Annotated in this window: 24 protein-coding genes and 1 pseudogene; 21 read left to right on the top strand and 4 right to left on the bottom strand. The window is 38.4% G+C overall.

What is annotated here, in order from left to right:
• The first annotated feature begins 156 nt into the window (after nucleotides 1–156).
• The 11 genes from KNO87_RS01640 to KNO87_RS01590 all read left to right on the top strand — a co-directional run bounded on the left by KNO87_RS01640 (nucleotide 157) and on the right by KNO87_RS01590 (nucleotide 13,176).
• The gene (locus KNO87_RS01640; RefSeq protein ID WP_285800631.1) at nucleotides 157–2,049 is read left to right on the top strand and encodes a polysaccharide biosynthesis protein; all 1,893 of its coding nucleotides are present in this window, start codon (nucleotides 157–159) and stop codon (nucleotides 2,047–2,049) included.
• Nucleotides 2,050–2,095: 46 nt separating this feature from the next.
• Complete coding sequence (locus tag KNO87_RS01635) at nucleotides 2,096–3,334, top strand: DegT/DnrJ/EryC1/StrS family aminotransferase (RefSeq protein ID WP_214793194.1); 1,239 nt, start codon at nucleotides 2,096–2,098, stop codon at nucleotides 3,332–3,334.
• Entirely contained in the window at nucleotides 3,334–3,945 is a 612-nt protein-coding gene (locus tag KNO87_RS01630; protein ID WP_214793197.1) for a sugar transferase, read from the top strand. Before KNO87_RS01635 ends, KNO87_RS01630 begins: the two co-directional genes overlap by 1 nt.
• Before the next feature lie 33 nt (nucleotides 3,946–3,978).
• On the top strand, nucleotides 3,979–4,698 hold the full coding sequence (locus KNO87_RS01625) for a GNAT family N-acetyltransferase (protein ID WP_214793200.1): 720 nt from the start codon (nucleotides 3,979–3,981) through the stop codon (nucleotides 4,696–4,698).
• A gap of 38 nt (nucleotides 4,699–4,736) precedes the next feature.
• Nucleotides 4,737–5,843 (top strand): glycosyltransferase family 4 protein, encoded by a 1,107-nt coding sequence (locus KNO87_RS01620; protein WP_214793203.1) that lies wholly within the window; start codon nucleotides 4,737–4,739, stop codon nucleotides 5,841–5,843.
• Between the two features lie 12 nt (nucleotides 5,844–5,855).
• Nucleotides 5,856–6,902: a glycosyltransferase gene (locus KNO87_RS01615; protein WP_214793205.1), complete on the top strand. Its 1,047-nt coding sequence runs from the start codon at nucleotides 5,856–5,858 to the stop codon at nucleotides 6,900–6,902.
• Nucleotides 6,899–7,930, top strand: a complete 1,032-nt coding sequence (locus tag KNO87_RS01610; RefSeq protein ID WP_214793208.1) for a glycosyltransferase family 2 protein — start codon at nucleotides 6,899–6,901, stop codon at nucleotides 7,928–7,930. Before KNO87_RS01615 ends, KNO87_RS01610 begins: the two co-directional genes overlap by 4 nt.
• Complete coding sequence (locus tag KNO87_RS01605; RefSeq protein ID WP_214793211.1) at nucleotides 7,930–9,210, top strand: hypothetical protein; 1,281 nt, start codon at nucleotides 7,930–7,932, stop codon at nucleotides 9,208–9,210. The genes KNO87_RS01610 and KNO87_RS01605 overlap by 1 nt, the downstream gene beginning before the upstream one ends.
• Before the next feature lie 34 nt (nucleotides 9,211–9,244).
• The gene (locus KNO87_RS01600) at nucleotides 9,245–10,483 is read left to right on the top strand and encodes a glycosyltransferase family 4 protein (RefSeq protein WP_214793214.1); all 1,239 of its coding nucleotides are present in this window, start codon (nucleotides 9,245–9,247) and stop codon (nucleotides 10,481–10,483) included.
• Nucleotides 10,484–10,500: 17 nt separating this feature from the next.
• Nucleotides 10,501–11,640 (top strand): glycosyltransferase family protein, encoded by a 1,140-nt coding sequence (locus tag KNO87_RS01595; RefSeq protein WP_214793218.1) that lies wholly within the window; start codon nucleotides 10,501–10,503, stop codon nucleotides 11,638–11,640.
• 87 nt (nucleotides 11,641–11,727) lie between these two features.
• Nucleotides 11,728–13,176, top strand: coding sequence for a lipopolysaccharide biosynthesis protein (locus KNO87_RS01590; protein WP_214793221.1), 1,449 nt, complete (start codon nucleotides 11,728–11,730; stop codon nucleotides 13,174–13,176).
• Nucleotides 13,177–14,164: 988 nt separating this feature from the next.
• On the opposite strand, the pseudogene istB reads toward KNO87_RS01590, so the two are convergent.
• Both istB and KNO87_RS01580 read right to left on the bottom strand, forming a co-directional pair.
• Nucleotides 14,165–14,871: pseudogene (gene istB, locus KNO87_RS15605) on the bottom strand (IS21-like element helper ATPase IstB); the annotation flags it as partial.
• A gap of 28 nt (nucleotides 14,872–14,899) precedes the next feature.
• The gene (locus KNO87_RS01580) at nucleotides 14,900–15,043 is read right to left on the bottom strand and encodes a hypothetical protein (RefSeq protein ID WP_214793224.1); all 144 of its coding nucleotides are present in this window, start codon (nucleotides 15,041–15,043) and stop codon (nucleotides 14,900–14,902) included.
• A 237-nt stretch (nucleotides 15,044–15,280) separates the two neighbouring features.
• Here KNO87_RS01580 and KNO87_RS01575 point away from each other — a divergent pair, with 237 nt between their 5' ends.
• The 7 genes from KNO87_RS01575 to KNO87_RS15545 all read left to right on the top strand — a co-directional run bounded on the left by KNO87_RS01575 (nucleotide 15,281) and on the right by KNO87_RS15545 (nucleotide 21,719).
• A complete protein-coding gene (locus KNO87_RS01575) occupies nucleotides 15,281–16,405 on the top strand; it encodes a nucleotidyltransferase domain-containing protein (protein WP_214793227.1) in 1,125 nt (374 codons plus the stop codon).
• The gene (locus tag KNO87_RS01570) at nucleotides 16,402–18,249 is read left to right on the top strand and encodes an asparagine synthetase B family protein (RefSeq protein ID WP_214793229.1); all 1,848 of its coding nucleotides are present in this window, start codon (nucleotides 16,402–16,404) and stop codon (nucleotides 18,247–18,249) included. Before KNO87_RS01575 ends, KNO87_RS01570 begins: the two co-directional genes overlap by 4 nt.
• Nucleotides 18,246–18,350, top strand: coding sequence for a paeninodin family lasso peptide (locus KNO87_RS01565; protein ID WP_214793232.1), 105 nt, complete (start codon nucleotides 18,246–18,248; stop codon nucleotides 18,348–18,350). Before KNO87_RS01570 ends, KNO87_RS01565 begins: the two co-directional genes overlap by 4 nt.
• Before the next feature lie 64 nt (nucleotides 18,351–18,414).
• A complete protein-coding gene (locus KNO87_RS01560; protein WP_214793235.1) occupies nucleotides 18,415–20,139 on the top strand; it encodes an ABC transporter ATP-binding protein in 1,725 nt (574 codons plus the stop codon).
• Nucleotides 20,126–21,022: a hypothetical protein gene (locus KNO87_RS01555; RefSeq protein WP_214793238.1), complete on the top strand. Its 897-nt coding sequence runs from the start codon at nucleotides 20,126–20,128 to the stop codon at nucleotides 21,020–21,022. Before KNO87_RS01560 ends, KNO87_RS01555 begins: the two co-directional genes overlap by 14 nt.
• 5 nt (nucleotides 21,023–21,027) lie before the next feature.
• Nucleotides 21,028–21,309, top strand: a complete 282-nt coding sequence (locus KNO87_RS01550; protein WP_214793241.1) for a lasso peptide biosynthesis PqqD family chaperone — start codon at nucleotides 21,028–21,030, stop codon at nucleotides 21,307–21,309.
• Nucleotides 21,306–21,719: a lasso peptide biosynthesis B2 protein gene (locus KNO87_RS15545; protein WP_214793244.1), complete on the top strand. Its 414-nt coding sequence runs from the start codon at nucleotides 21,306–21,308 to the stop codon at nucleotides 21,717–21,719. Before KNO87_RS01550 ends, KNO87_RS15545 begins: the two co-directional genes overlap by 4 nt.
• 63 nt (nucleotides 21,720–21,782) lie before the next feature.
• Here KNO87_RS15545 and KNO87_RS01540 read toward each other — a convergent pair whose 3' ends face one another.
• Nucleotides 21,783–22,706, bottom strand: coding sequence for a tyrosine-type recombinase/integrase (locus KNO87_RS01540; RefSeq protein WP_214793248.1), 924 nt, complete (start codon nucleotides 22,704–22,706; stop codon nucleotides 21,783–21,785).
• A 6-nt stretch (nucleotides 22,707–22,712) separates the two neighbouring features.
• Nucleotides 22,713–23,165: a sigma factor gene (locus KNO87_RS01535; protein ID WP_214793251.1), complete on the bottom strand. Its 453-nt coding sequence runs from the start codon at nucleotides 23,163–23,165 to the stop codon at nucleotides 22,713–22,715.
• A gap of 358 nt (nucleotides 23,166–23,523) precedes the next feature.
• Between KNO87_RS01535 and KNO87_RS01530 the strand changes: the two genes are divergently transcribed.
• The 3 genes from KNO87_RS01530 to KNO87_RS01520 all read left to right on the top strand — a co-directional run bounded on the left by KNO87_RS01530 (nucleotide 23,524) and on the right by KNO87_RS01520 (nucleotide 26,615).
• Nucleotides 23,524–24,675, top strand: coding sequence for an ROK family transcriptional regulator (locus KNO87_RS01530; RefSeq protein WP_214793254.1), 1,152 nt, complete (start codon nucleotides 23,524–23,526; stop codon nucleotides 24,673–24,675).
• 166 nt (nucleotides 24,676–24,841) lie between these two features.
• Nucleotides 24,842–25,288 carry a hypothetical protein gene (locus KNO87_RS01525; RefSeq protein WP_214793257.1) on the top strand — a complete coding sequence of 149 codons (447 nt, stop codon included), beginning with the start codon at nucleotides 24,842–24,844 and terminating at the stop codon, nucleotides 25,286–25,288.
• Nucleotides 25,289–25,313: 25 nt separating this feature from the next.
• The gene (locus KNO87_RS01520) at nucleotides 25,314–26,615 is read left to right on the top strand and encodes an ABC transporter substrate-binding protein (RefSeq protein ID WP_251126547.1); all 1,302 of its coding nucleotides are present in this window, start codon (nucleotides 25,314–25,316) and stop codon (nucleotides 26,613–26,615) included.
• The last annotated feature ends 9 nt before the right edge of the window (nucleotides 26,616–26,624 follow it).

Raw genomic sequence — 26,624 nt, 5'->3', positions numbered from 1 at the left:
CGAACGAAAATAGGTTTTAATTCCCTTACCTTGGTTTTTTCATTAGGTCAAAAGTGTTAACCTTAGAATATATTTTAGTAAGGATGTTAAAAGCATCCTTTTTTCTATAATTGACCATATTAGACAATCATTAAAAATCATAAGGAGGGATCATCGTTGTCGATACCTGATTTAGGTCGTAAGTCGTTACGTACAGGTGTACTGGTTAGTTTAGATATGTTTGCCATTCTATCCACCATGTTCATCTCTTATTTTTTCCTGTATCCATTAGAATTTATTCAAAATATCGATCGCAATCATTTTATCGAAACAGCCATTTCGTATAGTGCCATCTTTATCATCATGGCCGGCATCAGTCGACTATATCGAGTGGCTTGGCGGTTCGCCAGTATGACGGAAGCAGTTCGTCTAGCGATGACACTCGCATCGAGCACACTCCTGCTATACATACTTCAATTCGCTGTATATGGCGAAGCGATGGAGCGCATGTTGTTCTTAAGTTTTTGTCTCTCATTACTCATGTTAGGTGGGATTCGTCTTGGCTCACGAATTTATGTGACATGGAAACAAGATCAGATGTCTATTTTACGTGGACGGAAGATGAAACGAAGAAAAGATGAGAAGCGAACGCTCATTATCGGAGCTGGGCAAGCTGGTCGAATGTTAGTGCGACAAATGAAGCATTCTGACAATCATCGGATGAACCCAATTGGATTTTTAGACGATAATAAACATCTACAAACGTTGACAGTGAACGATGTGAAAGTAATTGGGACTTTGGATGAACTTGAAGAAATCGTCGAGAGAGAGGCAATCGATAAAATCGTGTTTGCGATTCCATCGATGAGCTATCAAGAACGTGTCGCACTGATTCAACGAGCGAAGAAAGTATGTACGAACGTTCATACGCTTCCGATGATTGAAGAAGTGGCAGCAGGTAGAATCTCCGTCAATCAAATGCGCGAAGTATCCATTGAAGACCTCCTCGGTCGTGAACCGGTCGAGTTAGATATTACAGGGATTCAAGCAGAGGTCGAAGGGAAGACAGTTTTGGTGACAGGTGCCGGTGGATCGATTGGATCCGAAATCTGTCGCCAAATCTTAAAGTTCAACCCGGACCGCTTGTTATTACTTGGTCACGGGGAGAATAGTATTTATCTCATTGAACGTGAACTACGCGAAGCGAAGATTCAAGCAGAACTCATTCCAGTCATTGCAGATATTCAAGACGTAGAGCGATTACGGGAAGTATTTATGACGTATACACCACATCTCGTTTTCCATGCTGCAGCCCATAAACATGTCCCTTTAATGGAAGCAAACCCACATGAAGCGGTAAAAAATAATATTTATGGTACAAAAAATGTTGCGGAGATGGCAGATGAATATGGTGCCTCACGCTTCGTCATGATTTCTACAGATAAAGCCGTCAACCCGACGAATGTCATGGGATCGACGAAACGAATCGCTGAGATGGTTGTTCAACATTTAGCGAAATCAAGTGAGACGAAGTATGCAATCGTTCGATTCGGAAATGTACTAGGGAGCCGAGGGTCAGTTATTCCATTATTCAAATCACAGATTGCTAAAGGTGGTCCGGTGACGGTGACGCATCCAGACATGACGCGTTACTTCATGACCATTCCAGAAGCGAGTCGACTCGTCATTCAAGCGGGAACGCTCGCGAACGGTGGCGAAGTGTTCGTCTTGGATATGGGGGAACCGGTCAAAATCGTAGACTTGGCACGGAATATGATTCAACTAAGTGGCTTTACAGAAGAACAGATTTCAATTTCGTTCAGCGGCATTCGTCCTGGAGAGAAGATGTATGAGGAATTGTTGAAGGAAGGCGAAGTTCATCCAGAAGCAGTGTATCCGAAAATTTTCACAGGAATTGTCACCGAAGAACCAGATTTAGGTGGCAAATTAGAAAACATGAATCAATTAAAGACGGACGAGGCGCTTAGTCTCTACCTTGTGAACTGGGCAAATGATTGTCTTGATCGATTTGAACAAACACAAAAAAATGGTTTAAAAGAAACTGTTTAATAGCTATGTTAAAAAATAATTCATCTATCAGAAATGAGGCAGTTAGATGCTTGATACAAATTTAGTGAAAAACATTCCCTTTTCCCCACCAGATGTTTCAGATGCGGAAATTGACGAAGTTATTAAAGCTATAAAATCTGGATGGATCACGACTGGTCCACGTACAAAAGAGCTTGAAAAAAATATTGCTGAATTTGTAGGAGTGAATAAAGCGGTCTGTTTAAATTCAGCAACTGCAGCTATGGAGTTGACTTTACGAATTTTAGGGGTTGGTCCGGGAGACGAAGTAATTACATCTGCTTATACGTATACAGCTTCTGCTTCTGTAATTGAACATGTAGGCGCAAAAATTGTATTGGTAGATACTGCTCCTGGGTCTTACGAAATGGACTATGAACAACTAGAACAAGCAATTAATGAGAAAACAAAAGCTATCATTGCAGTTGATCTTGCTGGAAAAATGTGTGATTATGATACGGTTTTTGATATTGTAAATCGTCAAAAAAAGCAGTTTGTAGCCAAAAACGAACTACAAAGAAAAATTGACAGAGTAATTGTTATGGCGGATGCAGCTCATGCTTTTGGGGCTGAGAGACATGGTGTTAAGTGCGGTCAGCAAGCTGACTTTACTTGTTTTTCCTTCCATGCTGTGAAAAACCTCACTACTGCAGAAGGCGGTGCGGTAGTGTGGCGAAACGAAGGAGATTTAGATGATGAATGGCTCTACAAGCAATATATGCTTTACAGTCTCCATGGACAATCTAAAGATGCTCTAGCAAAAACACAAAAGGGCGCATGGGAATATGATATTGTGTACCCTGCTTACAAGTGTAATATGACTGACATTATGGCTAGTATAGGTTTGGTTCAGTTGAAACGATATGAAGAGATGTTGGTTAGACGTAGACGAATTATTCAGATGTATGACAATCTGTTACTTCCTCTTGGTGTGGAGACGTTAGAGCACTACGGGGAGGATTTTAGTTCATCAGGACATTTGTATTTAGTTCGTGTCCCCAACATTACTGAGGAGCAACGAAATAAAATTATCATAGATATGGCGAATAATGGAGTTTCATGTAATGTACACTACAAACCACTTCCTATGTTTACGGCATACAAAAACTTAGGTTTTGATATTAAAAATTACCCCAACGCGTTCAATCAGTATAGCAATGAAATCACATTACCACTACACACATTATTGAGTGATGATGATGTTCGATTTGTCGTTGAGAAATTTGAAGATATTTTAAAAGTAATATTAAGTGAGGCTAATTGTTAATGTATAGAAAATACTCAAAAAGATTAATTGATTTGATTATTTCATTGTTTGCTTTGCCTTTATGGTTATTGATTTTGATGGTATTTGGACCGATCATATATTTTCAAGATAAGGGAAGTATTTTTTACAATGCTCCTCGGCTTGGGAAAAACGGTAAAATATTCAAAATGTATAAATTTAGATCGATGAAATTGAATGCGCCTGATATTCGAAATAGTGATGGCTCAACCTTCAATGCGGAAGATGACCCGAGACTGACTTCGATAGGAAAATTCATTCGTAAAACAAGTATTGATGAAACACCTCAAATTTTAAATATTCTTAAAGGTGATATGAGTATCGTCGGACCACGTCCTGATCTACCTGAACATTATGATTTGTATGAAGAAAACGAAAAAGAAAAATTAAAAGTTAGACCTGGGATTACTGGGTTTAATCAAGCTTATTTTAGGAATACAATACCTTGGAAAAAAAGAATTCAGAATGATATTTATTATGTAAGTAATATGTCGATGTTACTTGATATAAAAATTATTTTGAAAACAATTCTTTCGATTTCAAAAAGTGAAAATATATTTGTTGAAAAAGAAAATACTAAAACGGAACATTAACTCTAAATTTAAATTGTATAAGGGAGTTCTCTTATGAATAAAAGTGAAATATCTTTATTAAACTTAGAATGGGATACAGCTTTTTTTGGTGTTTCAAGTGCTAAAGTTATATTGCACGATTCTCTTAAGGAGAAGGATTGGAATAAGATTCAAAAAAAAATAGAAGAATTTCAATACGTTTCTATAGTTAATGAAAATTCGAATGTTGTTAATTCAAAGTTAATAAGTGAACATACGAATTCCTTTTTGGTTGATACAAATATTCAATTTATAAAGAAAGTAAAAATGGAGACTCCACTTCCTTCAAATATAACACTTCACCAAGCACTCGAAAAAAATGACCAAATTTTAGAATTAGCAAACTTTAGATTTTCGAAATTTACTGAGGATCCAGAATTAGCGAAACGCCGAGGAAATGAGGTTTATTATCATTGGATTGTTAATTCATTTAATAGAAAAGATAAGTTTTTTGCAATATCAAGAAGTAAGGAGGGCAATATAAACGGATTTGCCCTCTATTCCTTTACTGAAAAAGAGTGTTTAATCGAACTAATAGCTGTGTCTCCTCAAATAATTGGAAGTGGAGTTGGTAGTGATTTATTTAAAGCAATAGAATATGCTACATTTAAAAATCGTATGGATGAAATTAAAGTTGGTACACAAATGCTAAATTTAAACGCCATAAATTTTTATCATAAAGTAGGTTGCAGACAAGTTGCTTGTCATCAAATTTATCATTTATGGAATATCTGAAATCAGTTTTTTAGTAAGTATTCAAGAGGGAGCTTTGGATGAAAAAGATTTTAATTGTTTCAACTGTAAGTAGACAGTTTTACCTTTTTGAACAAGCAAATATAGAAGTTTTAAATTCTTTAGGGTATGAAGTGCATGCTGCAGCAAACTATAGTGATGCTAACGAAAGGTTAAATCACTTAAATATAATTAGACACCATATTAATATCGAAAGATCACCAGTTCTAGTAAAAAATAATTATAAGGCTTATAAACAATTAAAAAACTTAATGATAAAAGAAAAATTTGATATTGTACATTGTCATTCTCCAATGGGAGGGGTGATTGCTAGGTTAGCAGCAAAAAACGCGGGAATCAAAAATGTGATTTATACAGCCCATGGGTTTCATTTTTATAAGGGTGCACCGATGATAAATTGGATACTATACTATCCAGTCGAAAAGGTACTATCGAAAATCACGAGAACATTAATTACAATAAATCAAGAAGATTACAATATATCAAAAAAATTTTATGCTAAAGATAATTTTTATATTCCTGGAATAGGTGTTGATGTTAACGAATTCAGCAATTCAAATGAAACTCGACAAAAAATTAGAAAAGAATTTAATATTCCTTTAGATGCTTTTGTAATTTTATCAGTGGGGGAATTAAATAAAAATAAAAATCATGAAGTAGTTATAAAAGCGTTATCAAAAATCAACAATCCTAAAATCTATTATTTAGTTTGTGGACAAGGAGACAGAATGAATTATTTAGAAGAACTAATATTATCCTCTAATCTTTCAGCAAATGTTAAGTTATTAGGTTTCCGAAATGACGTCATAAATATATATAGAGGCGCTGACTTATTTGCGTTTCCTTCATATAGAGAAGGACTTTCTGTTTCACTAATGGAAGCAATGTCCATGGGATTACCTGTAATTTGTTCAAAAATAAGAGGGAATATTGATTTGATTCAAAGCGGAGAAGGAGGATTATTATTTGATCCGAACAATCCAGAAGAACTTGCATATAAAATAAAGAAATTATTGGATGATGAAAAAAAAATGTTAGAGATGGGTAATAATAATCTTAAAAACATAACTAAGTATGATATTTCAAAAATAAAACTGGATATGAAAATTGTCTACGAAAGAATCTAAGGAGAATATTAAATGAGGATTTTGCATGTCCTACAAAGTAATCGTATGTCAGGTGCTGAAAATGTAGTAGGTGACATTTGTATGATGTTGGGTGATGAATACGAAATGGCCTATTGTTCCCCTGAAGGACCAATAAGAAAATCGCTAGAGGATCGAAAAGTAACATATAAAGCGATGGAAAATTTTAATTATTCAGAACTTAGACGAATTATTAAAGAGTATAAACCAGATTTAATTCATGCTCATGATGTGAAAGCGACCGTACTATCAGTTCTGTGTTCTCCGAAGACGTTACCAATTATATCTCATTTACACGGTAATATGGAAGATATGAGAAAAGTGGGTTTAAAATCTTTTCTTTATATGTTGTCTACAAAAAAAACCAAGAAAGTAATTATCGTCTCTGAAGGATGTTTAGATGATTATGCATTTAAGGAAAAAATAAATCAAAAAACAATTTTTCTGCAAAATATTATTTATAGGGAACGAATAAATAATTTAATTACTAAAGACAAAGAAAAATATAATTTTGATTTTGTGTATGTAGGCAGACTTAGTTATCCTAAGAATCCAGAAAGAATTGCAGAAGTAGCGGCTAGAGTTTTAAATCGATGTAAAGATGCACACTTTGGCATTATAGGTGATGGTGATTACAAAAACAAAATGGAACTTGTCTTTAAAAAGCACAATGTGGAAAAAAGAGTAACATTTACAGGTATCTTAGAATATCCATATAAGGCTTTAGGGGGTTCTAAATGTTTATTGATGTGCTCTAGGTTCGAAGGGACTCCTATTGCTGCCTTAGAAGCTCTTGTGCTAGGTGTACCTATTGTTAGTACTCCTGCAGATGGGATGAAAACTTTAGTGGAAGATGGTATTAATGGATACTTATCAGAAAAGGATGAGATCTTAATTGAGAAAGTGGTTAATGTAATTACTTTTACCAAGAAACAAAAAAAATTAAGTGAGAATTGTAAAGAAAAAGTTAAGAAAATTATGAGCGAAGAAAAATATAAACACACATTAGTGGAAATATACAAGGATGCCTTAAAAACATGAATAATACACCTTTAATTAGCATCATAGTACCAGTTTTTAATGTAGAAAAATATATTACTAAAACTATAAACTCTGCATTATCTCAAACATATACTCATATAGAGGTAATTGTTGTAGACGATGGTTCGGTAGATAATAGCTATAAAAAATGTAAAGAAATTTCAGAAAATGATAATCGTGTAAAATTAATAAAAATTGAAAATAGTGGGGTCTCCAATGCTAGAAACGTAGGATTAAATAAGGCAAAAGGTGAATATATTTTATTTTTAGATAGTGATGATATTATATTACCTCATTTATTAGAGGTTTGTGTCAACGAAATTAACAAACATCCTCATATTGACTTTGTTGTATTCGGAATGATTTTCAAATTTATTCATAATAATCGGAGTAGAAGTTATGAAAAAGTAATAAGTGATAATTTTCATTTTTCTTTTAATCAATTTCCTAGCCACTTCAAAGAGCTATTTGAGAATAATTATCTTACTTCTTCATGTAATAAAATTATTAAAGCCAAATTTATTAAGAATCATAATTTGTTTTTCGATGAAAAACTTTCTTTTCTTGAAGATTTTTGTTTTTCATTGGATTTATATAAAAATGCAGATTCGATCATCGCTTTAAAAGAACCTTTATACGTTTATATTCATAGAAAACGATACAGTTTATCTGTTAAGTTTAAAAAAAATATGATGAGGATGGTTTCAGTCATTGATGAAAGAATCAAGGATTTTTTCAAAGTAGTAAAAGTCGATAATGAAACACATCGTATTATAAGTGCTTTTATGTCGCATAACATATCGATGTGTATAATAAATGAATTAAATTCAAATAAAAACTATAAAGACAAAATAAATTCCACTAAAGAATTCATCGAACAGAACTATGTTCAAGCATATCTTAGAAATGGACATAATAATTCAGTGTTTAATAATACTTTTAGATATTTAACTTTGAAAAAAAAATATATGTTAGTAATGTTGATTTGTAAATTTAAACAAATTGTTATAAATAGTAGGAGGAAGTAATGAGGTTTAATTTTCAAGTAGGTACACGTTTGTCTATCATGTATATTTTTTTAGGTGTCTTTTCCGCTACAAACATAACGTACGCTTTAAAAATTGGTAATACTTACTTGAGTTACATAGTCTTACTATCTTTAATTTTAGTGGTTTATAACTCGTTGTTTCCGAATCGGTTGTCAAATTTAAAATTAATGGATAATTCATTAATTTTATTTTTAGCTATTGTATTTATTTCAATACTTCAAATTCTTATATATAGTACAGAAATTTCAGGATTGGTTGATAAATATTTCAAAGGAATAATAGCTTTAGGAATGAACATGTTAATATATTTTGCAGTAATAATGAGGCCAGATCAAAAAAATGCAGTAATTAAAGGAATAATAATTGGCTTTACTCTTAATATATGTTTCAGTCTTTATCAATACTTTGGCAATATAAAAGGATTTCCATTTACTAACTTAAGTTCTTTTTTCCCGCAAGGGGACTATGGTAATGAATTGGTTTACTTTAATTATGTATCTGGCTTTTTCCTTGAGCCTGCTCACTTGCTAAAGTTTTTATGTGGATCTTTCTTAATATGGTTAGTATATTTAAAAACTTCATACTTAAAAACAATCATACTTTTAATTACACTCTTTGTATTATTAATTTCTACTTCTAGTCTCGTAGTGGTATTGCTGCTTGGTACAATAATATTTTATATAATTCTTTATTTGAAAGACATGGACAGGAAAGTATTCAAGTATCAAAAACTTCAACTAGATATTCAAAAAATCATAGGAATCTTAATTTTATGGATTTTGATTTTAAGCATATCTTTATTTGTCAATTGGGAATACCTAATGGACAGTTTCAACTTTGAAAGATATGTAAACTTCATAGTTGATGGTTTAAATCTCTCTAGCAATTCTGCTAGTTCTGTACGTATCACTTCTGTAACAAATGCTTTTTCCTTGATATTTCAATATCCAGTAGGTGCAGGCTTTAACAGTTCAGCAACGCTTATGTTAATTAATTTCCCGAATTCTATTGTCGGGGGAGCAACGTTTAATGGATTGATAACAATTCTGCTTGAATTAGGAATAATAGGACTGATCTCTTATTTATATATTTTCTTAAAGAGTATTCATCAGTTATGTGGAGAGAATATTTCGAAATATGAAATTGCATTAGCTGTTTCTATTTTAACAGCTGTTATTGCGACAAATTTAGAAGGAGCAATTTTTTCAGAATTAATTTGGGTGTTACTAGGGTTAAGTACAGTTTCTAAAGTAAAATAACAATTCTTTATACAGCTAAAAAGGAGTTTTGAAATTGCGAATACTATATATTACAACTGATTATCCTGGCTTTAGTGAATGTCTTTTCCACGGTGCGGACTATCCCTACGGCTTACCATCGTTTAATAAAGTATTGATAGGTTTGATTGAAAAGGGACATGAAGTTAACTATGTACTAATTCATAATAAAAAACCGTTCCCGAAATACAATATCAAATCTAAGTGGTTTAAAGAGTCAGATATTAAAAAAACATTATACACGGGAGATACAAGGATTAGTAGTTTGAAATTCAAATTTAATTTAATAAAAGAAGTAAATAGTTTATTAAAGAAAGAAAAATATGACTTTGTATATTGTCATGGTACATCAGGCGCTATTTCATCACTTCCAGTAAGGTGGAATAAAACCCCGTTTGCTCAAAGACTATACGGTACGTTTCTTTGGGAATCAATTTTAAAAAAAGGGGAATTGAAAACTTTTATAAATAATATCTCAGAGTATTTTATTTTCAAGAGTCCGAAAAAATTTTTATTAGTTACAAATGATGGATCCAGAGGTGATGAGATTTTTAATTATTTATGGGAGGGAAAAAATGCACCCTATCAATTTTTTTATTGGATCAATGGGGTAGATAAAATGAAAAAAATCTCACGTTCTAAAACTCTTGAATTTAGGAGTGATTTGGAGAAAGAACCTTTCGTTTTTTATTGTGCAAGGTTTGACCCATGGAAGCGTCAAGATAGAGTAGTAAAAATTATTCATGAATTAAAAAAACAGGGATGCATTGTCAAAGTATATTTTGCTGGTCCTGTAAAATTATATGATAATAGTACTTCATATTATGAAGAAGTTGTGGAATTAGCTAAGCGTTTAGATGTCGAAAACCAAGTTTTGTTTTTAGGTAATATAAATGCTGAAAATATTGCAATAATGAATAAGCTCTCCGTATGCTCAATGATGCTACATGATACATGCAACATGACAAATGTATTTCATGAGTCTTTGGCAACAGGAGCAGTAGTTATTGCAAAAGACGATGGTGTTGTAAGTGATTTTATTGAGCACGGAAAAAATGGTTTTTTAATTTCTTCGAATGATGAACACGAGTTGGAAAAGGACGTTGCAAAAATAATAAAATTCTTAATTGAAAATCCTACAAAGAGTGTAGAAGTACGCGAGAATGCAATTAATACTTCAAAGAATAAAATGCTAAATTGGGATGAGCGTATTGAAAATGAAATTTCATTATTAGAGAAATTTAAAAAAAAATAAATGTGGGGTAAGTATAAATGAAAGTATTACTCATGGGTTGGGGCGATAATGTTTATATTAAAAGACATATAGAGAACGTAAATTTAAAAGGTAGCATTGAAACTTCTTTATATACACTGAAGGTGAAGAACAAAGAGTTTCTATCATTTTATAATCAAAATAATATAAATTTAATTAACAGTGATTTAGGTAATAACCTAATCTATAAAATACCGAAAGTAAGGGGATGGATTTCAACCTATAGGGATGTAAAATTGCTTAAGTCAAATGGACCCTATGATATTTTACATGTCCATTTCGTTGGTCTAATTCAGTGTAAAATGATTGGATTTTTGAGTGGGGATTATAAAAAGTTGATTCTCTCATTCTGGGGAAGTGATTTACTCAGGGCTAATAATGAGTTAATAAAAGATCTTAAAAAAGTAATTAAAAAAGCAGATACAATAACTTTTGGATCTGATGATATGATTAAAAAATTCCAAGACAAGTTTGGGAGTGAATATAATTCCAAACTGAAATTAATTTATTTTCCTACTACTGTGTACAGTAAAATTGACGAGATAACTTTCTCGGAGAGTTTGGCTGATTCTAAAGAGTATTTCGATTTCCCCAAAAATAAATATATTGTTGCGTGCGGCTATAACGGGTCAGAATCCCAAAAACATAATGAAATACTTGAAAGTATAAACAAAATATCTCCCGAAGTTTTAAAAAAAATGTTCTTTGTTTTTCCAATGACATACGGCGCATCAGAAAATTACTTGAATGAAATAAGATCTATTTTGAGAAAAACTGATATTGATTATGTGATTTTAACAGAGTATTTAAATGAGGAAATGATAGCAAGACTTTGGAGATGTACAGACATTTTCATTCATGTTCAGTCTACTGATGGATTCTCCTCGTCAATGAGAGAAAACTTATATGCAGGAACGGTCATAATAAATGGATCTTGGTTAAAGTATAATGAGTTAGAGCGAGAAGGACACTATATTCATAAAATTAGCACCATTGAAGAATTGACGACATCAATCTCAGGCATAGTTTCAGATTATAATCTTTATTTTGCTAATTCAAAAATAAACAAAGATGCAATTAAAAAAATATTTTCAAATGAAGATGAATATTTGAAATGGGCTAACATATATTTGGAATAATTAATTGACTTAAATAAATACTTTAAGAGATTCCTATAAAAATATAAACATAAGTGAATCAAGTTTGGGAATTTTAGGAGGGAATTTGTGAGTGACAAATCTATTTTGAAAAATTTCGCGTCCTATGGAATTGGTAGTATAGTTACTTTAGTACTTGGCTTTTTGACTAATCCAATCATAACACGGATGATTGATCCTTCAGAATACGGAAAGTATTCTATGTTTACTTTATTCACTAGTATTTCATTACTAATAATAGTTTTTGGTTTGGATCAGTCCTTTGTAAGATTTTTTTATGATGAAAGTGAAAATGATAGAAGTAAGCTACTTATTTATTGTTTGAAGTTCGCAATTATAGTCAATATAATTTTTTCAATAATTTTAATTTCTATATACGAAAAAATAACATTATATTTATTTCAAGTAGAAAGCTTCGAGCTAATTCTTCTTATAATAATAAGTAATTTTATTTTGTTATTTAACAGATATTCTTTGGTACTTATAAGGATGCAACAAAAAGCTATATTGTATTCTTCAATGCAAGTGTTACAAAAGATATCATTTCTTTTATTATTCTTATCAATTATATTTTCAAACGAAAATAACTTCGTTGTTCTAGTTTATACTTCTATATTGAGTAATGTTATTGTGACAGTATTGTCAATTTATTTCGAAAAAGATTTTTGGTTAAATTCTTTTTCGAATATTAACCTGAAAATCCAGGTAATTAAAAAAATAGAGATGTTAAAATTTGGAGCACCTCTATTATTCACTTCTTTAGTTACTTGGATGTTTCAATCTATTGATCGTGTTTTTATTAATTACTATTCAGGATTTAATGAATTGGGGATTTACAGTGCTGCATTCACTATAATCGTATTGTTAAATGCACTTCAAACAACTTTTACTACATTTTGGGTTCCTGTAGCTTATGAGAAGTATTCAATAAACAAAGATGAAAAATTTTTTTTTGAAAGAGCTAATCGATTCATAACTTTATCTATGCTTTACATCTCGATAATGTTAATTTTATTTAAAGATTATATAGTGTACCTTTTAGGAAGTGAATATAGAGAAGCTGCATTTATAATGCCATTTCTAATATTCATGCCTCTGCTTTATACAATTTCTGAAACAACTGTGATTGGTATAAATTTCATGAAGAAATCTAAATATCATATTTATATTGCTTTAATTAGTTGTATTGCTTCTGTGCTATTAAATTTCATTTTAGTTCCATTATTCGGTGCAAAGGGATCTGCATTTTCGACAGCGATAGCATATTTAATATTCTTCACTTTAAGAACATTAGTATCAAAGAGACTGTACAAATTAAATTATGCCTTGACAAAATTTTATTTATGTATCTTTTTAGTCTCTATATTTGCATTGTATAGTAGTTTTAATGAAATTAATTTAGTTATATTTTTATTGGCAATATTCAATTTAATTATTATTACATTACTTTATTGGACAGACGTAAACTATTTCTTGCATAAGTTTAAGCCATATTTTGTGAAGTTTTTAAAAAAATGAATACTTAGTGACAACCGCATTTTATGTTCACGAGAGATAAAAAAAGAAAAATCTGCATTTTACGTGTGAATTGAATTACCCTATCAATACGTATGCGAAAAGCAAAGAAGACTGATTTGATACTTAAAGATGATTTAACCTGAATTTTCGAGACAATATAAAAACACCTCCTCAGTGATACACTTAATAAAAGTGCTAGCGTCGGAGGTGTTTTTGCATGAACAAAAACGTATATTTAGGAGAAATGAAATAGGCAGTGGTGAAAGATAAACTAAGCGGTAAGTTGACGACTAGAGAAATCATGGAAAAACACGGAATCAAAAGTGAACCCCAGATTCTCACCTGGATGAGATGGCTTCGGTCCAATGAAATCTGTTGATTTGATCAGTCAATATGGAAGCGATACATCTACGGGCTTGGTCCGGATTCCGCTAGTGAGGATGACAAGAGAGTTCCACCTGAAATCAGAGAACAAAATCTATAAAATTCATTGGAATCTAAAGAGAGTTGAGGAAGAAGTGGTCCTAAAGGTTGTAGAGATTCTTAGGAGCAAATATACAGTCGCATTCACCTTACTTGAACGATTATTTTGCAATACAAATGTGGTTCTTATGCAATGTTGGTGAACGATGATGAGCTACCGCCTGAAGGTGGTTGTTCATTTATTTGAAATATCAGTGAGAAAAGCTCGGCACGGGTGGGGCACCCGTTGTAACACTACGAGCGTGTCGTGACTGCTTCGAAAACCTAGGACAATCGTGACCTGCTCGGCTTCCTTCGTACTCATGGTCAAGACAACACGAGCTCTTTACGGAGCGTTCTCCGCGAATGAAAAAGAGCCCAGGGCAATATCGCTCTGTAAAGATGGAACGTACGTGGACATCTAGAGTTGTCGAAGAACCATTTCGGTACTCGGCGACAAGACTGACCGCAGTCTGGACAACATGAACCGCTGGACACGAGACGAACGGCAAATCCCCCCATCGTGTGAATGAACACTCGTGACACGATCACTGTCACCTGTGAAATTGAGTATGTGAGCGTGGTGTATGACTCGATCGACTAGTGCCGCCGTTAAGCAAGCATCTCCCCAAATGCGATTCCACTGGCTGAACTCAAGGTTGAATATGATAATCAAGCTCTTTCACTCGTACCAGTCGGTGATTATATGGAACAGGAGTTCCGCAGATTTTTTTGTGAGAGGGATGTATCCCATCTTGTCCAAAATGATAAGGTCTGCCAATTCGAGACGAGAGTGAAAGCTGCTCAGTTTTCCATTTCGCCAGGTCTTGTTGAGTTGCACTACAAGCTCGGATACTCGGAAGAACCTCACCTCATAACCTTTGTGACAAGCTTCTCTTCCGAGTCCGATGGCCAAATGGGTCTTTCCTGTTCCTGGGGACCCTGTCAGAACGACGTTCTGTGAATGCTCGTAAAAACCAGTGAGGTAAGTTCACCCTTATCTAAATGCTTGGGGAAGTATATTTGATTGCCCCACTGATAGTCGGCGAGTGACTTATTGTTGATGAATTTCGCCTTTTTGATTAATCGTTGCGCTTTCGCTTCTTCGGGGAGGCGCATTTCCATAGTGAAAAGCTCCGTCAGGAATTTTTCAGGAGATTCCGTTGGAATCAATTCATAGATTTCGGCGACGTAGGCAAGACTTAGCGACTTACACATTTCCTTCAAGCTCATGCTGTGCCACCCTCTCCCCACGGCCGATTCAGGATATAAAATCCACATTATCAGAACGATTCTCGACCACGTCTGGATTGTCGCTCTCGCTTAATAGCTCGGATAGGCGCACATTGCTTTCTGCACTTCCGAGATAAAATATGTTTGCTTTTTTGATTTGAATCGATTTCATTTTGTTCACTCCTTCGAGTACAACTCTTCTCGCAATTCACGTTGAACGTCGACCTGATACTTGCGCAATCGGTTCGCGGAGTAGTCAAGAATGTCTGTTCTATGCCATTAATCAGGTGACAGAGAAGTTCGAAGTGACGTGAGGAGAAGTTCTTTCGTTGTTCGTCGATCATTGGTCAGAAAGAAAAATCTATATAAAAATCTAAATCCTTCTCGAATGTACTCCGATATATATATTATGAAAACAACTCACATCACTTCAAAAGATTATATTCATAAGCAAACTTTATCAAAGTTTTTATCTACTTTAACTGAATCGACATGTTCATATAATCAAATGCATGAGGAATCGTTAAAAGCTAACATCATGTTTCATCGAATTTATCCTGACTCATCAGAGTTTTTATATCTGAGACAGCTTCAAATAAATAATAGCGTGAAAACTTTACAGACCAAGCGCCAATTATGTCTTGCTGCTCAGCTGTTTGACCAAGAAAAAATTCCGATGATTTGTCTCAAAGGACCGGTCATTTTATCAAAAGCCTATGAATCTACAAACGTCGGAAGAATCATGCGTGATCTTGATCTACTTGTGTCCCCGAATCATATCGAATATTCTGCTAAACTTCTTCAAAGTCTTGGGTATGTCACGACTGAAGATTTAACTGATTTGTACTATCGACAAAACAATCATCACTATGTCTTCACTCATCAAGAGTCAAATCATATCGTAGAGCTTCACTGGCGACTCTTTCCAAATATTATCGATGAACCTGATTTTTCATTGCTATGGTTATCCTGTGACTCGATTGAGATTGCTGAACAAAAGGTCAATTGCTTGAATAACGAACTCCTTTTTACCTATTTAATTGTTCATGGTTCGAAACACGGTTGGTTTAGATTGAAATGGTTATTTGATATTCATCAATTTTTACAACAACCTTTAAACTGGAACCGTGTCGCTGAAATCGCTGATCAATGGAAAATTCAACATATGATGGGGCAAGCAATGATTCTCATCGAAACTCTGTTTGAACAAGATACACCTGAACCGTTGAAACGATATAGAGGTTCGGAAAAGGCTCGAAAGATGGCTCAAATTGCTTTAGTAATGATGGATGAAAAAATGAATCCGGAAGAAGCTGATCGACAGTTTTCTCATTATCTGTTTTGGAAAAGGTACTTTTTCTTAATTCGACCATGCAGTCAGCGTGTATCTTACATACTTCATCATTTTGTCCCGACACAACAAGATCGAGATATACTGACCATCCCGAACCGACTTCAATTTTTGTATGTACCGTTGCGACCTGTAACCGTTCTAATGAGACGTCGTGCAGCTAAGAAAGGAAATCAATCATGAGTGCAATCTTTGGCATGTTGGGATCTAACTCTGCCTCAGATGGATTAGGGGCTCTCCAATCATCTTTTACCACAAAGTATGAATGTGACCGCTCTTCGATTTGGTTGAATGAGACATGTGGATTAGGGGCACTCGAGCAATGGATTAATAAAGAGGAGGAATACTCACCACAACCTTATCAGTTGGATTCGTTCGTCATCGTTTTTGATGGAATGTTAGACTACCAAGACGATTTAAAAGAAAAGTTAAACGTAGGATTTCAAGAAAAGTCTACGGATGTCGAACTCGTTGCGAAATCTTTCATGAAGTGGGGAATCGATTGCGTTGAGCACTTGATGGGCATCTTTGCGTTTGCTGTTTATGACGAATCGATAAATGAGATGTGGATTGTTCGAGACCGGCTAGGGGAACGAGCAATCTGTTACACGCATCGGGAAGATGGACTGATGTTTAGTACCACGCCTAAACCGATTGCCACTTACTACGATTACGACATCAATGAAACATTTTTAAAGCAGTATGCTGTTTCACCGATGCAGTTAAAGACACATGATCCTTACATAGCACCTTGGGAAAAGGTTCGATACGTACCTCCTGGTCATGTTTTGCATTATCAACAGGGAAAAGTAACGTTGAAAGAATACTGGGCGTATCCATCACAACCAGAACGAACTTTTCGTTCAGAAGAAGAGTGCCATGAAGAGTTGAATCAAATTCTTGAAAGAGCAACTCGCTCTTGTATGCGAACAGATGGAGAAGTTGGTTTGATGTTGAGTGGTGGACTCGACTCGACGACAGTTGCTGCATATGCGGCGCCGCTTTTAAAACGTGAAGATAAATCTCTGCATGCTTATACACACGTTCCTCTCTCAGAGTATGAGGATTCTGCGGAGATACTAGGAAATGAACGACCACTCGTCGAAGAAGTGTTGAAGTATTATCCTTCGATTAAACCGAACTGGATTGAAAATCGAGAACGAAATGCTTATAACACGGTGGATGACTGGTTAGAAATTTTGGAGATGCCATATATCTTTTTTGGAAACGCTCCTTGGATGTTAACTATTTATGAAGAAGCGCAAAAATCCCATGTGAAAATTATGTTAAACGGGAAGCATGGGAATTTTACGATTTCATATGGTTCGATTGGAGTTTATTACTCAGAGTTATTTAGAAATGCTCAAATTTCGAAACTAGTTAAAGAATTTTTAGTGCAATTGAAAATAAATCAAAAAATTTATACAGCTCTCAAAAGGACTCTGAGACCAATTTTATTAAGTTATCGAAATAAAAATAAAAGTGAGCAGTTTTTCAAAGAATATGCACATAATTTTTTTTCAACAGACCTTCAAAAAGATATTAATTATGACCATTTGAACACAGATGAGAGTAATGTTGTGAAACGGTTAAAAGATATATATCAGGCGGATAATTTACATCTCAGAGGAACCATTTCAACCATGTGCTCTTTAAATTTTCAATGTATTATTCGAGATCCTTTATCTGATATTAATTTAATAAATTTCTGTTCTCGATTGCCTTCTGAGTATTTTGCTTCAAAAGGAATTTCGAAAAAATTAGTAAGAACATTAATGACTCATCGGTTACCTAGTCAAGTGTTGGATATGAATCGTCCACGAGGACGGCAGTCTGCAGATTGGGGCAAACGTTTAGAAAGTGAGCATGAGCGTATATTGGAAGATTTAAAAGAATCACAATCTGATTTATTCATTAAATATCCTTCAAATCAACTTTGGAGCCAACTTGTACGAGATATTTGGACAATGATATTTGTATTTAGAACCATTACTATACAAAAATTTAAAGGAGGTGAGAAAGTATGAAATTGGAATGGGATGCTCCAGTTCTTGAAGAACTAGACGTTAAAGAAACGGCAGCTGGCGGAATTTTTATTAACCCTGATGGAATTGATTTTTCTTCGTAATTAGATATGTAGCCTTCCCACATTCGTGAGAAGGCTCCTTTATTAATGGAAAGCGAGCCAATTGATGAACTTATCCCAAATGATTCATGACGTGAAAACGTTCATTCAATATATGTATCAAACGTTTCGAAGAGATGTGTGGCGAGTCATCGCATGGAGTAGCCTCAATGCACTGTTGACTGGGGCTGGCATTCTGATGATTCTGCCCCTCTTATCTTTAACGAGTCTGCCCCTTCCGAATCAAACAAAGGTATGGATGACCTTTCCAAGCGATTGGTCGTTCTCTATACAGCTTGCGGTCGTCCTAGTCTTATATTTTGTACTGATTTGTATGAGTGTCTGGGTGAACCGAAAGGCGACGTTAGCGAGTGTCTCGCTCTTACAACGCGCCGTCCAGACATTACGAGATGATTTATTCACTAGTCTTTTCTCGGCTGAAACATCAGATGTCGTGCAAACTTCACAAAGTCGATATGTCAGCCTATTTACTGTTGAAATTAACCGAATTAGTTTAGGTATCCAAGGGATGATTCAACTCATGACATTAATCCTTGTCGCGATACCGCAACTGTTGATTGCGTTTTATTTGTCTCCTACGCTCACGATGTACGTGTTGATTGGTGGCGCACTATTATTCGTCGGATTTTATCAATCGATGAAACATGTTAGGCAACTTGGGTTCTCACTACAACATCTCAATCGTGACTTGCAGCAAGCAGTTCAGGATCAATTAAATGGGATGAAAGAAATCAAGTCGTACGGGGTGGAGCAGAGACATATCTCAGACTTTCAGGAGACGACCAAAGACATTCAACAAAACACCACAGCATTCACGGTCCAACAGACGAAAGTCGATAGCGCCTTTAAAATCGGGGCGGCGCTTCTCATTAGTCTTTTCCTCGGTTTTGGTCTATTGGCATTCAGTCAAGATATCGCATCTTTACTTGTGATTCTCTTGATTTTTAGTCGACTTTGGCCGTCATTTTCCAATGCGCAACGACATCTTCAATCTATTTTGTCGGCGTTGCCGAGCTTTGAGTCTTATCATAAAGCGCTTGCTCAGTTACAACGAAGCGACTCGAAGCATCCGGTTGAACCAATCTCTTTTGTGCACGAACTACGCTTTGAAAACGTGTCGTTCCAGTATCCGGAGCACCGTGGATTCTCGCTTCAACACATTGATATGACGATTCAAGCAGGTACGACTGTAGCACTGACAGGACACTCAGGTTCAGGGAAAAGTACTTGTCTTGATTTATTGCTAGGGTTCCATCAACCGACGAGTGGTCGTCTGTTGATTGATGACCGTGTGCTATCCTCTGTTGATCGAACTGCATGGTTCGAGCTGATTGCGTACATCCCTCAACACCCTTATTTGTTTGATGGGACCATTGAGGAGAACCTTCGAAAGTGGCATCCAAATCTGACAGATGAAGCATTGCACGAGGTCATTGAGATGGCAGAGGCTACCTTTGTCTATAATCTACCGAATGGTTTGCAGACGAGAATCGGTGACTTCGGTCACTCCTTGTCTGGTGGAGAACGTCAGCGCATCGTGCTTGCACGAGCTTTGGCGAAACGTCCAAAACTGTTGATTTTGGATGAGGCGACGGGAGCTGTCGATGAAGCTCAAGAAATGAATATTCATCAGACATTGCATCGTCTGAAACACGAGACGACAATCATCTACATCACGCATCGAAAAGAAGTTGCGCAGTTAGCCGATCAAATAATTTATTTAGAACAAGGAAAGATTGTGAAGCGGGGTGATTTATATGCACCATTATGAAGTGTTCGGGTTACAGGTATCGTCGGAGATTGAATTGGATGAAGTCCCTATTGGTGTCGGTGGGGACGTCTGGATTCGAAAAGGCGAAGTCCAGCGTCCGAATCAAGCGACATTTGAAAATGATGTATATGCGATCGAGGAACAACGATTCTATTTACATATCCCTGATGTGGGAAGATTTCAAGTTGAAAACGGGCAAACGATTACGGTTGATCCCAATCCTGAAGCAACGACAGAACAATTGAAACTTTATCTTCTCGGCTCATGTTTAGGTTGTGTACTCCATCAACGTCAAGTAGTCCCGCTCCATGGGAGTGTGCTCGATGTTGAAGGGCACGGGCTTCTTATTACGGGTCAATCAGGGGCAGGTAAATCTACAATCGCCAATGCGATGATTGATAGAGGGTATCCTTTCGTGACGGACGATGTCGCTGCTATCGCGTTCAAAGAAGATGTCCCATATGTGCATCTATCGTACCCATCTCAAAAGCTATGGGAGGATGTCGTGACACGCTGGGAGATTGAAACGGCGAGGGGCGTCACGCGGCAAGTCGAAGGTAGGACCAAATTCTCGGTCGTTCGACAACAAGCATTCGCAAAAGAGATGGTTCCACTTCAGTTTATTTTCGAGGTGAGTCCGGTTCAAGATTTAACTGATGTACAGATGTGTCATGTTACAGGGATCGAGAAGGTTAAAACGTTGCTGACGCATACCTATCGAAACGAGCTGCTTGCGCACCTGCGGCCGCATGAATCGTATTTACAACAGATTATGCGTATCGCAAGTCATGTTTATATATTTCGAATTGAGAGACCAATCGGTATACCGTTTGAACAGCAAATTTGTGACATGATGTTAGAACAACTACATATAAAGGTGTGAATGATATGATGACAATCAATGAATCGACAACAGTAAAACAAAATCCAAATATGTTAACGACACCGATGGACGGTGAAATCGTGATGATGAGTATCAAACATGGCAAGTATTATAGTATCGGAAAAACGGGGGTCGCCATTTGGGAAGAGGTTGGAGAAGAACGTACCGTTCAGGAGATTGTGAGTCGTTTATGCGAGCGATATGAAGTCGATGCTGATGTGTGTAAGCGAGATGTGATTGCATTCGTTGAACAAATGGCCTCGAAAGAAATCGTTTTGGTGCGATGAAGCCGAGGTATAGTGTACAAGAATACGTTTTAGCATTCGAGGCATTTTGTCTTCTAGGGATTGCGCGTGCGTGTGTCTTATTCCTTCCGTTTCATTTTGTCTCAAAAGGATTAGGTAAAGATAACCCCATCCAGATACGAGAGAAAGATGAGCCTCGTATGTTAAATGTCAAATTGGCAATCGCAAGAGCAAGTCGTCACACTCCGTGGACGAGTAATTGCTTGGCGCAATCGTTAGCTGCTGCTTGGATGCTCGGGAGGCGACAAATTTCTTCGAGTACGTACTTAGGTGTGAAACGAGATAATAACGGATCCATGATTGCTCATTCGTGGACCATTTCGGGAGAACAATTCGTTACAGGTAAGAAAGGGCATGAGACTTTCCATGTGACCCAAACGTTTTATAGATGAGGGCGAACATCCGACTGATTCGGATGTTCGCTTTTTGCATTCGCCTCTTGAATTTAGATGTTCTTATTTACTTCTGTTTTTCACGAATTTACTAACCTCCCGATTCTTCGCATTCAACACTTCAATCGTTTCTTGATTCTGTTCTTTCGAAATGTGCAAATACAACTCCGTCGTCTCAGTCGAAGCATGCCCGAGTAACCGGCTGATTTTCGTGATTTTGACATCGGCGTTATAGAGTTCCGTTGCGAAGCTGTGACGGAGGACATGGCTCGTGATTCCGAATCCGAGCTGTTCTTTCGACACTTCCAAGAGATATTCATTCACATAGTTTGCGCGGACTTTTGACCCGTTCGGCATGATGAACAAGTATGGCGAGTCCTTGTCTAGTTTTGGTCGTTCGATTTGGATATAACGCTCCAACGATTTGCGGATCCGTTCGGTCATCGGCACTTCCCGCATTTTATTCCCCTTCCCATGTCGGATGATCAAATCATTCGATTCAAACGATACATCCTCGAGTTTTAAATCTAACGTCTCACTGATTCGGAAGCCGGCGTCACAGCCAATCAAAAAGATGTTATACAACGTCGCATTGTGCGCATGGTATAGCAGCTGATTCACTTGTTCTCGGCTTAAACTGACGGATTGCCGTTTTGCTTCTGCACCGGATACATTGACGAATACAAATGGATTACGTGTGATCCACCCTTGATTGACCGCATAGACCATGAATGTCTTCAATACGCTCACATATTTTTTAATCGTGTTGTGTGCTCGCTCCTCGCGCACAAATGTGTCTCGGTAAGGAAACGCGTGGTCAGTCTCATCTACGTCTTTCAGAAACACCACATTCGATTGTTGCATCATCTGCTCGAATTGACGTAACGTGTTTCGATACGTCTTCACCGTCTCAGGTGAGCGTTGTAGCCGCACCTCTACATCCTCCAAGTAACGCGTGATTGCTTCTTTGATTTGAATCGGTTCCATTGTTGTTCACTCCTTCGAATACAACTCTTCTCGCAACTCACGTTGAACATCGGCCTTATACGCCCGCAATCGGCTTGCGGAGTAGTCGAGCGTTTGTTCCGTGCCGTCAATCAGGTGACAGAGAAGTTCGAAGTGGCGTGGTGTTAAATTCTTGCGCTGTTCATCTAACCAGTCGAACAGATGGCGCTCGGATGACATGCATTGTTCGGGGATCCGTTCGGCCGCGACCTCATGCTTTAAGTGTCGTGCGTTCTTTTGTTGATGGTTCAAGATGGCTCCACGGATGCGTTGGAAACAGTACGTCTTCGACAGCGTGCAGCCTCGGTTCAAGGCTTCCCATAGGGCGATGCGGGCGATTTGAACGCAGTCGTCTTGCTCGTTCGGGTGGATGTTCAAGTGGCGGATGACGTAATGGATCATCGACTCCCATTCTGTGATTTGTTCGTCAATCGTTTTCATGTTCGGTTCTTTTCCGAGCGCTCTTTCGTATTCCTAGGTTAGAGCGAGTATAAACGCTATTCCTCTCCTTTCTGTCGTTGTCACATCAATGCCTAACGCCTCTGTCACCTTAATCCTCATGTTATCGGAGATATCCCCTGGGCTTATGTGTGATAAGGGCGGTCGCTAGGCGGGGGGAATAGCGTTTCTTTCCTGCTGGCGTTGTATTAACCAGCGAATCAGTCATTGTGACCGACATGGAGAGACATATTTCATCATTTTTCGATGAAAGAGGATGACAGAATGTTTCAGTCAACCACTGACCGCTTTCCTGAACATGCTATACTAAAAGAAAATGACAGGAATAGGTGGAATGGTCATGGGGAACAAAACACCACGCAACTCCAAATGGATGAGGTCATACAATCGGGCGCTCATCCTTCGGCTCATCCGGCTCCATCAGCCGGTGTCCCGTGTCGAGCTCGCCAAGAAGACGAGTTTGACGAAACCGACGATCTCGAACATCGTCAACGAACTAAAAGAAGAAGGACTGATTAATGAGCGGGAGCTCGGCGTCTCGAGTGGGGGCCGGCGTCCGATCATGCTCGAACTCGCAGCGAGCGACCGTTTCGTCATCGGGATCGATGCGACGCAGCGAAAGCTGCATGGAGTCGTCACGAACATCCACGGGGAACTGCTCGACGAGGCATGGCATGACGAGCGGTTTGACACGAACGAAGAGTTCATTGACGCCATCGTCGCGCTGTACATAACATTGAACGACCGCACGAAAGGGGACGTCATCGGACTCGGTGTCTCCGTGCACGGGATGGTCGAGGCGGGTGACGGGGTCGTCTTGTTCGCACCACGATTCCACTTGCACGACATCCCGCTGAAGCGTGAGCTCGAGAAACGTCTCGGTCAGCACGTCTTTGTCGAAAACGATGTCCGGACGCTCGCGCTCGGTGAACTGTATTTTGGAGAAGCTATCGGTATCGAGGAGTTCTTTTATGTGTATGCCGGGTACGGAATTGGGGGAGCGTATGTCCACGCAGGCGAGTTGATCGATGGGGAGCATCACATCGCCGGTGAAATCGGACATATGCGCATCATGCTCGACGGACCAATCTGTTCATGCGGGAACCGTGGCTGTTTAGAGGCGGTCGCGGGCGAGCGTGCCATCTTGAACGAGGCACGTCAACTCGCGCATGACCTGACGCTCGACGACCTCCGTGATTCCGTCCAGTCGAATCAAGACGTTCAAAAGCTATATGAACGGGCCGGTGAATATATCGGAATCGCCACGTTGAATATGATCCATCTGTTGAATCCGGGTCGAATTCTTCTCGGGGGTCCACTCTTCAACTATGCGCCAGACGTCGTGACGAATATTCAGGAGCGTGTCGCCCAGACGGCGCTCACGCTCGATGCCCGTCAGACTGACATCCGTGTCGTCTCCTGGAACGCCAGCCAAGGCGCACTCGGGGCCGCGGCGCTCATCACGAACGAGATGTTCGGTGAAATCCAATGAAATCACGAGTCGTCTTTCTCCTAGAGAAAGGCGATTTTTAATTTCTTTATAAGAAAGCGTTTACAAGATAAATAAGGGCGTGCTATAGTCTATGTGTAGTTAGATAATAAATTTAATTTACTAAGTAAGGGGTGACACTCTCAACGACACGTTTGGAGGGGTAGCGATGCAAAAAGAGACACCATTGAAAGACCAGTTCCACGCGATCTTCGGTCGCTACGGGGCGACCCGATTGTTCGCACGACACGATGTCGCCTTCGACGAAATGGAAGCGTTCACAGGTGACGAGACGAGAATGATTATCACGCGTTCAAGACGCGACGGCATCTTTCGTCTCTATGACGACGAGACGCGTGACATCCGCTTGTTCCGAGCATCGACGCTCTCGCATGACGTGTCGTTCGACGACATGGACGGCTTGTTCGAACTCTTGCTTTGGCGCTTGAAAGAACAGGACGCATTGCCGTTCGGGGCGGACCTTTACGTCGTCGGCCCATACATAGACGGACCGAAGCTCGATTTGGAACTGATCGCGTACACGTTAACACGGCTCGGGGATCGCCCGATGCCAGACCATCTTATTCGGGAGTTATGCCATCGTATCGTGGCGTGACAACACATTCAAAAGGAGAATGAACATGAAAAAAACGACGATTGCTCTCGCATCATCTGTCTTAATGCTCTCATCATTACTCGCTGCCTGCGGCGATGACGAACAAGCGGCGGCGACAACGGAAGACGGCAAACCGGTCATCACATGGTGGGGCTGGGCGCCACAACCGGAAGTCGGGGAAGAAATGGCGAAGGCGTTTAACGAATCGCAAGACGACTACGTCGTCAAATTCAAGCGTCTCGAAGACTATGAGCAACAGCTTCAAGTCGCGATGCTCGGTGGTGACGGTCCGGACGTCATCGGTCTCAAGGAACCGATGATCCCGCAATACAAGGATCGCCTCGTGCCAGCGAAAGACTACATGGACAAAGCAGCCGGCGAAGGCTGGAAAGAAAAATTGATCGAGCTCGGCGTCGAACAGACGACGGTCGACGGTGAACAGTATGCGGTACCGGTCGGCTTCACGGGACAGGCTTACCTCATGTACAACAAGACGCTCCTCGACAAATACGGTGTGACACCGCCGAAGACATATGACGAGACGGTCGCGGCCATCGACAAGATCAACGCATCAGGCGACAAGGTCATCCCGATGCAGCTCGGTGCGAAAGACGCATGGGTCGGTGTCGACGTCTTCAACGTCTTGAGCCACCAGGTCGCACCAGGGTACATCCAGGACGTGCTCGCAGGTGACGCGAAGTGGACGGACAAAGAGATGGTCGAGACGGCTGAACTTTGGCAACAACTGTACGAGGACAAAGTGTTCCAAGAAGGCGCTTTGGGTCTCGCGACATACATGGACGGCATGAACAACTTCTTCGACAAGAAAGCCGCGATGTGGATCATCGGTTCATGGGAAGCCCACTCGATGACGACGGTCGAGAAACGTGACAAGTGGAACAACTTCGAAGACGAGATCGGCTTCGTCCCGATGCCGAACCTCGCAGGTGGCACAGAACAACCGGTCATCGCTTCAATCGACATGGCACTCGGTGTCAACAAAGAGTCGAAACAACAAGAAGGTGCGGCTGCCTTCATCGCCTACATGACGCAAGGCGAAGGGCAAGCGCTCTACATGGAGAAGTTTGAGATGGCACCAGCCGTCAAAGATATCGAAGTGGCGTACGAAGACAAGTTCACGAACGACGTCGAACGCGAGTCTTATGAAATCTTGAACGAGACGGTGAAGAACGCTGTCGCGGGGCGCGGAATCCGTGATCCGAAAGTATACGACGCACTCGGGAAAGAACTTCAAAACATCGCTGCCGGACAAGATGCGAAAGAAGCACTCGCACGCATCCAGGCGATCGCAGACCAAGGTAAATAATCGAACGAG

Origin of the sequence: Exiguobacterium sp. s34 (assembly GCF_018617435.1) — a bacterium.
GTDB classification, from domain to species: domain Bacteria; phylum Bacillota; class Bacilli; order Exiguobacteriales; family Exiguobacteriaceae; genus Exiguobacterium; species Exiguobacterium aestuarii.
The sequence above is the reverse complement of the archived record's forward strand: the minus strand, read 5'-3'. Positions and strand labels throughout refer to the sequence as shown.

Excerpts from the sequence above, each read along its gene's own strand:
- KNO87_RS01540 (WP_214793248.1), bottom strand. The coding sequence starts at position 22,706 with ATGGAACCGATTCAAATCAAAGAAGCAATCACGCGTTACTTGGAGGAT.
- KNO87_RS01605 (WP_214793211.1), top strand. The coding sequence starts at position 7,930 with ATGAGGTTTAATTTTCAAGTAGGTACACGTTTGTCTATCATGTATATT.
- KNO87_RS15545 (WP_214793244.1), top strand. The coding sequence starts at position 21,306 with ATGAAGCCGAGGTATAGTGTACAAGAATACGTTTTAGCATTCGAGGCA.
- KNO87_RS01580 (WP_214793224.1), bottom strand. The coding sequence starts at position 15,043 with ATGAAATCGATTCAAATCAAAAAAGCAAACATATTTTATCTCGGAAGT.
- KNO87_RS01525 (WP_214793257.1), top strand. The coding sequence starts at position 24,842 with ATGCAAAAAGAGACACCATTGAAAGACCAGTTCCACGCGATCTTCGGT.
- KNO87_RS01625 (WP_214793200.1), top strand. The coding sequence starts at position 3,979 with ATGAATAAAAGTGAAATATCTTTATTAAACTTAGAATGGGATACAGCT.
- KNO87_RS01630 (WP_214793197.1), top strand. The coding sequence starts at position 3,334 with ATGTATAGAAAATACTCAAAAAGATTAATTGATTTGATTATTTCATTG.
- KNO87_RS01565 (WP_214793232.1), top strand. The coding sequence starts at position 18,246 with ATGAAATTGGAATGGGATGCTCCAGTTCTTGAAGAACTAGACGTTAAA.
- KNO87_RS01560 (WP_214793235.1), top strand. The coding sequence starts at position 18,415 with ATGAACTTATCCCAAATGATTCATGACGTGAAAACGTTCATTCAATAT.
- KNO87_RS01530 (WP_214793254.1), top strand. The coding sequence starts at position 23,524 with ATGGGGAACAAAACACCACGCAACTCCAAATGGATGAGGTCATACAAT.
- KNO87_RS01610 (WP_214793208.1), top strand. The coding sequence starts at position 6,899 with ATGAATAATACACCTTTAATTAGCATCATAGTACCAGTTTTTAATGTA.
- KNO87_RS01520 (WP_251126547.1), top strand. The coding sequence starts at position 25,314 with ATGAAAAAAACGACGATTGCTCTCGCATCATCTGTCTTAATGCTCTCA.
- KNO87_RS01570 (WP_214793229.1), top strand. The coding sequence starts at position 16,402 with ATGAGTGCAATCTTTGGCATGTTGGGATCTAACTCTGCCTCAGATGGA.
- KNO87_RS01535 (WP_214793251.1), bottom strand. The coding sequence starts at position 23,165 with ATGAAAACGATTGACGAACAAATCACAGAATGGGAGTCGATGATCCAT.
- KNO87_RS01595 (WP_214793218.1), top strand. The coding sequence starts at position 10,501 with ATGAAAGTATTACTCATGGGTTGGGGCGATAATGTTTATATTAAAAGA.
- KNO87_RS01620 (WP_214793203.1), top strand. The coding sequence starts at position 4,737 with ATGAAAAAGATTTTAATTGTTTCAACTGTAAGTAGACAGTTTTACCTT.
- KNO87_RS01555 (WP_214793238.1), top strand. The coding sequence starts at position 20,126 with ATGCACCATTATGAAGTGTTCGGGTTACAGGTATCGTCGGAGATTGAA.
- KNO87_RS01575 (WP_214793227.1), top strand. The coding sequence starts at position 15,281 with ATGAAAACAACTCACATCACTTCAAAAGATTATATTCATAAGCAAACT.
- KNO87_RS01550 (WP_214793241.1), top strand. The coding sequence starts at position 21,028 with ATGATGACAATCAATGAATCGACAACAGTAAAACAAAATCCAAATATG.
- KNO87_RS01635 (WP_214793194.1), top strand. The coding sequence starts at position 2,096 with ATGCTTGATACAAATTTAGTGAAAAACATTCCCTTTTCCCCACCAGAT.
- KNO87_RS01615 (WP_214793205.1), top strand. The coding sequence starts at position 5,856 with ATGAGGATTTTGCATGTCCTACAAAGTAATCGTATGTCAGGTGCTGAA.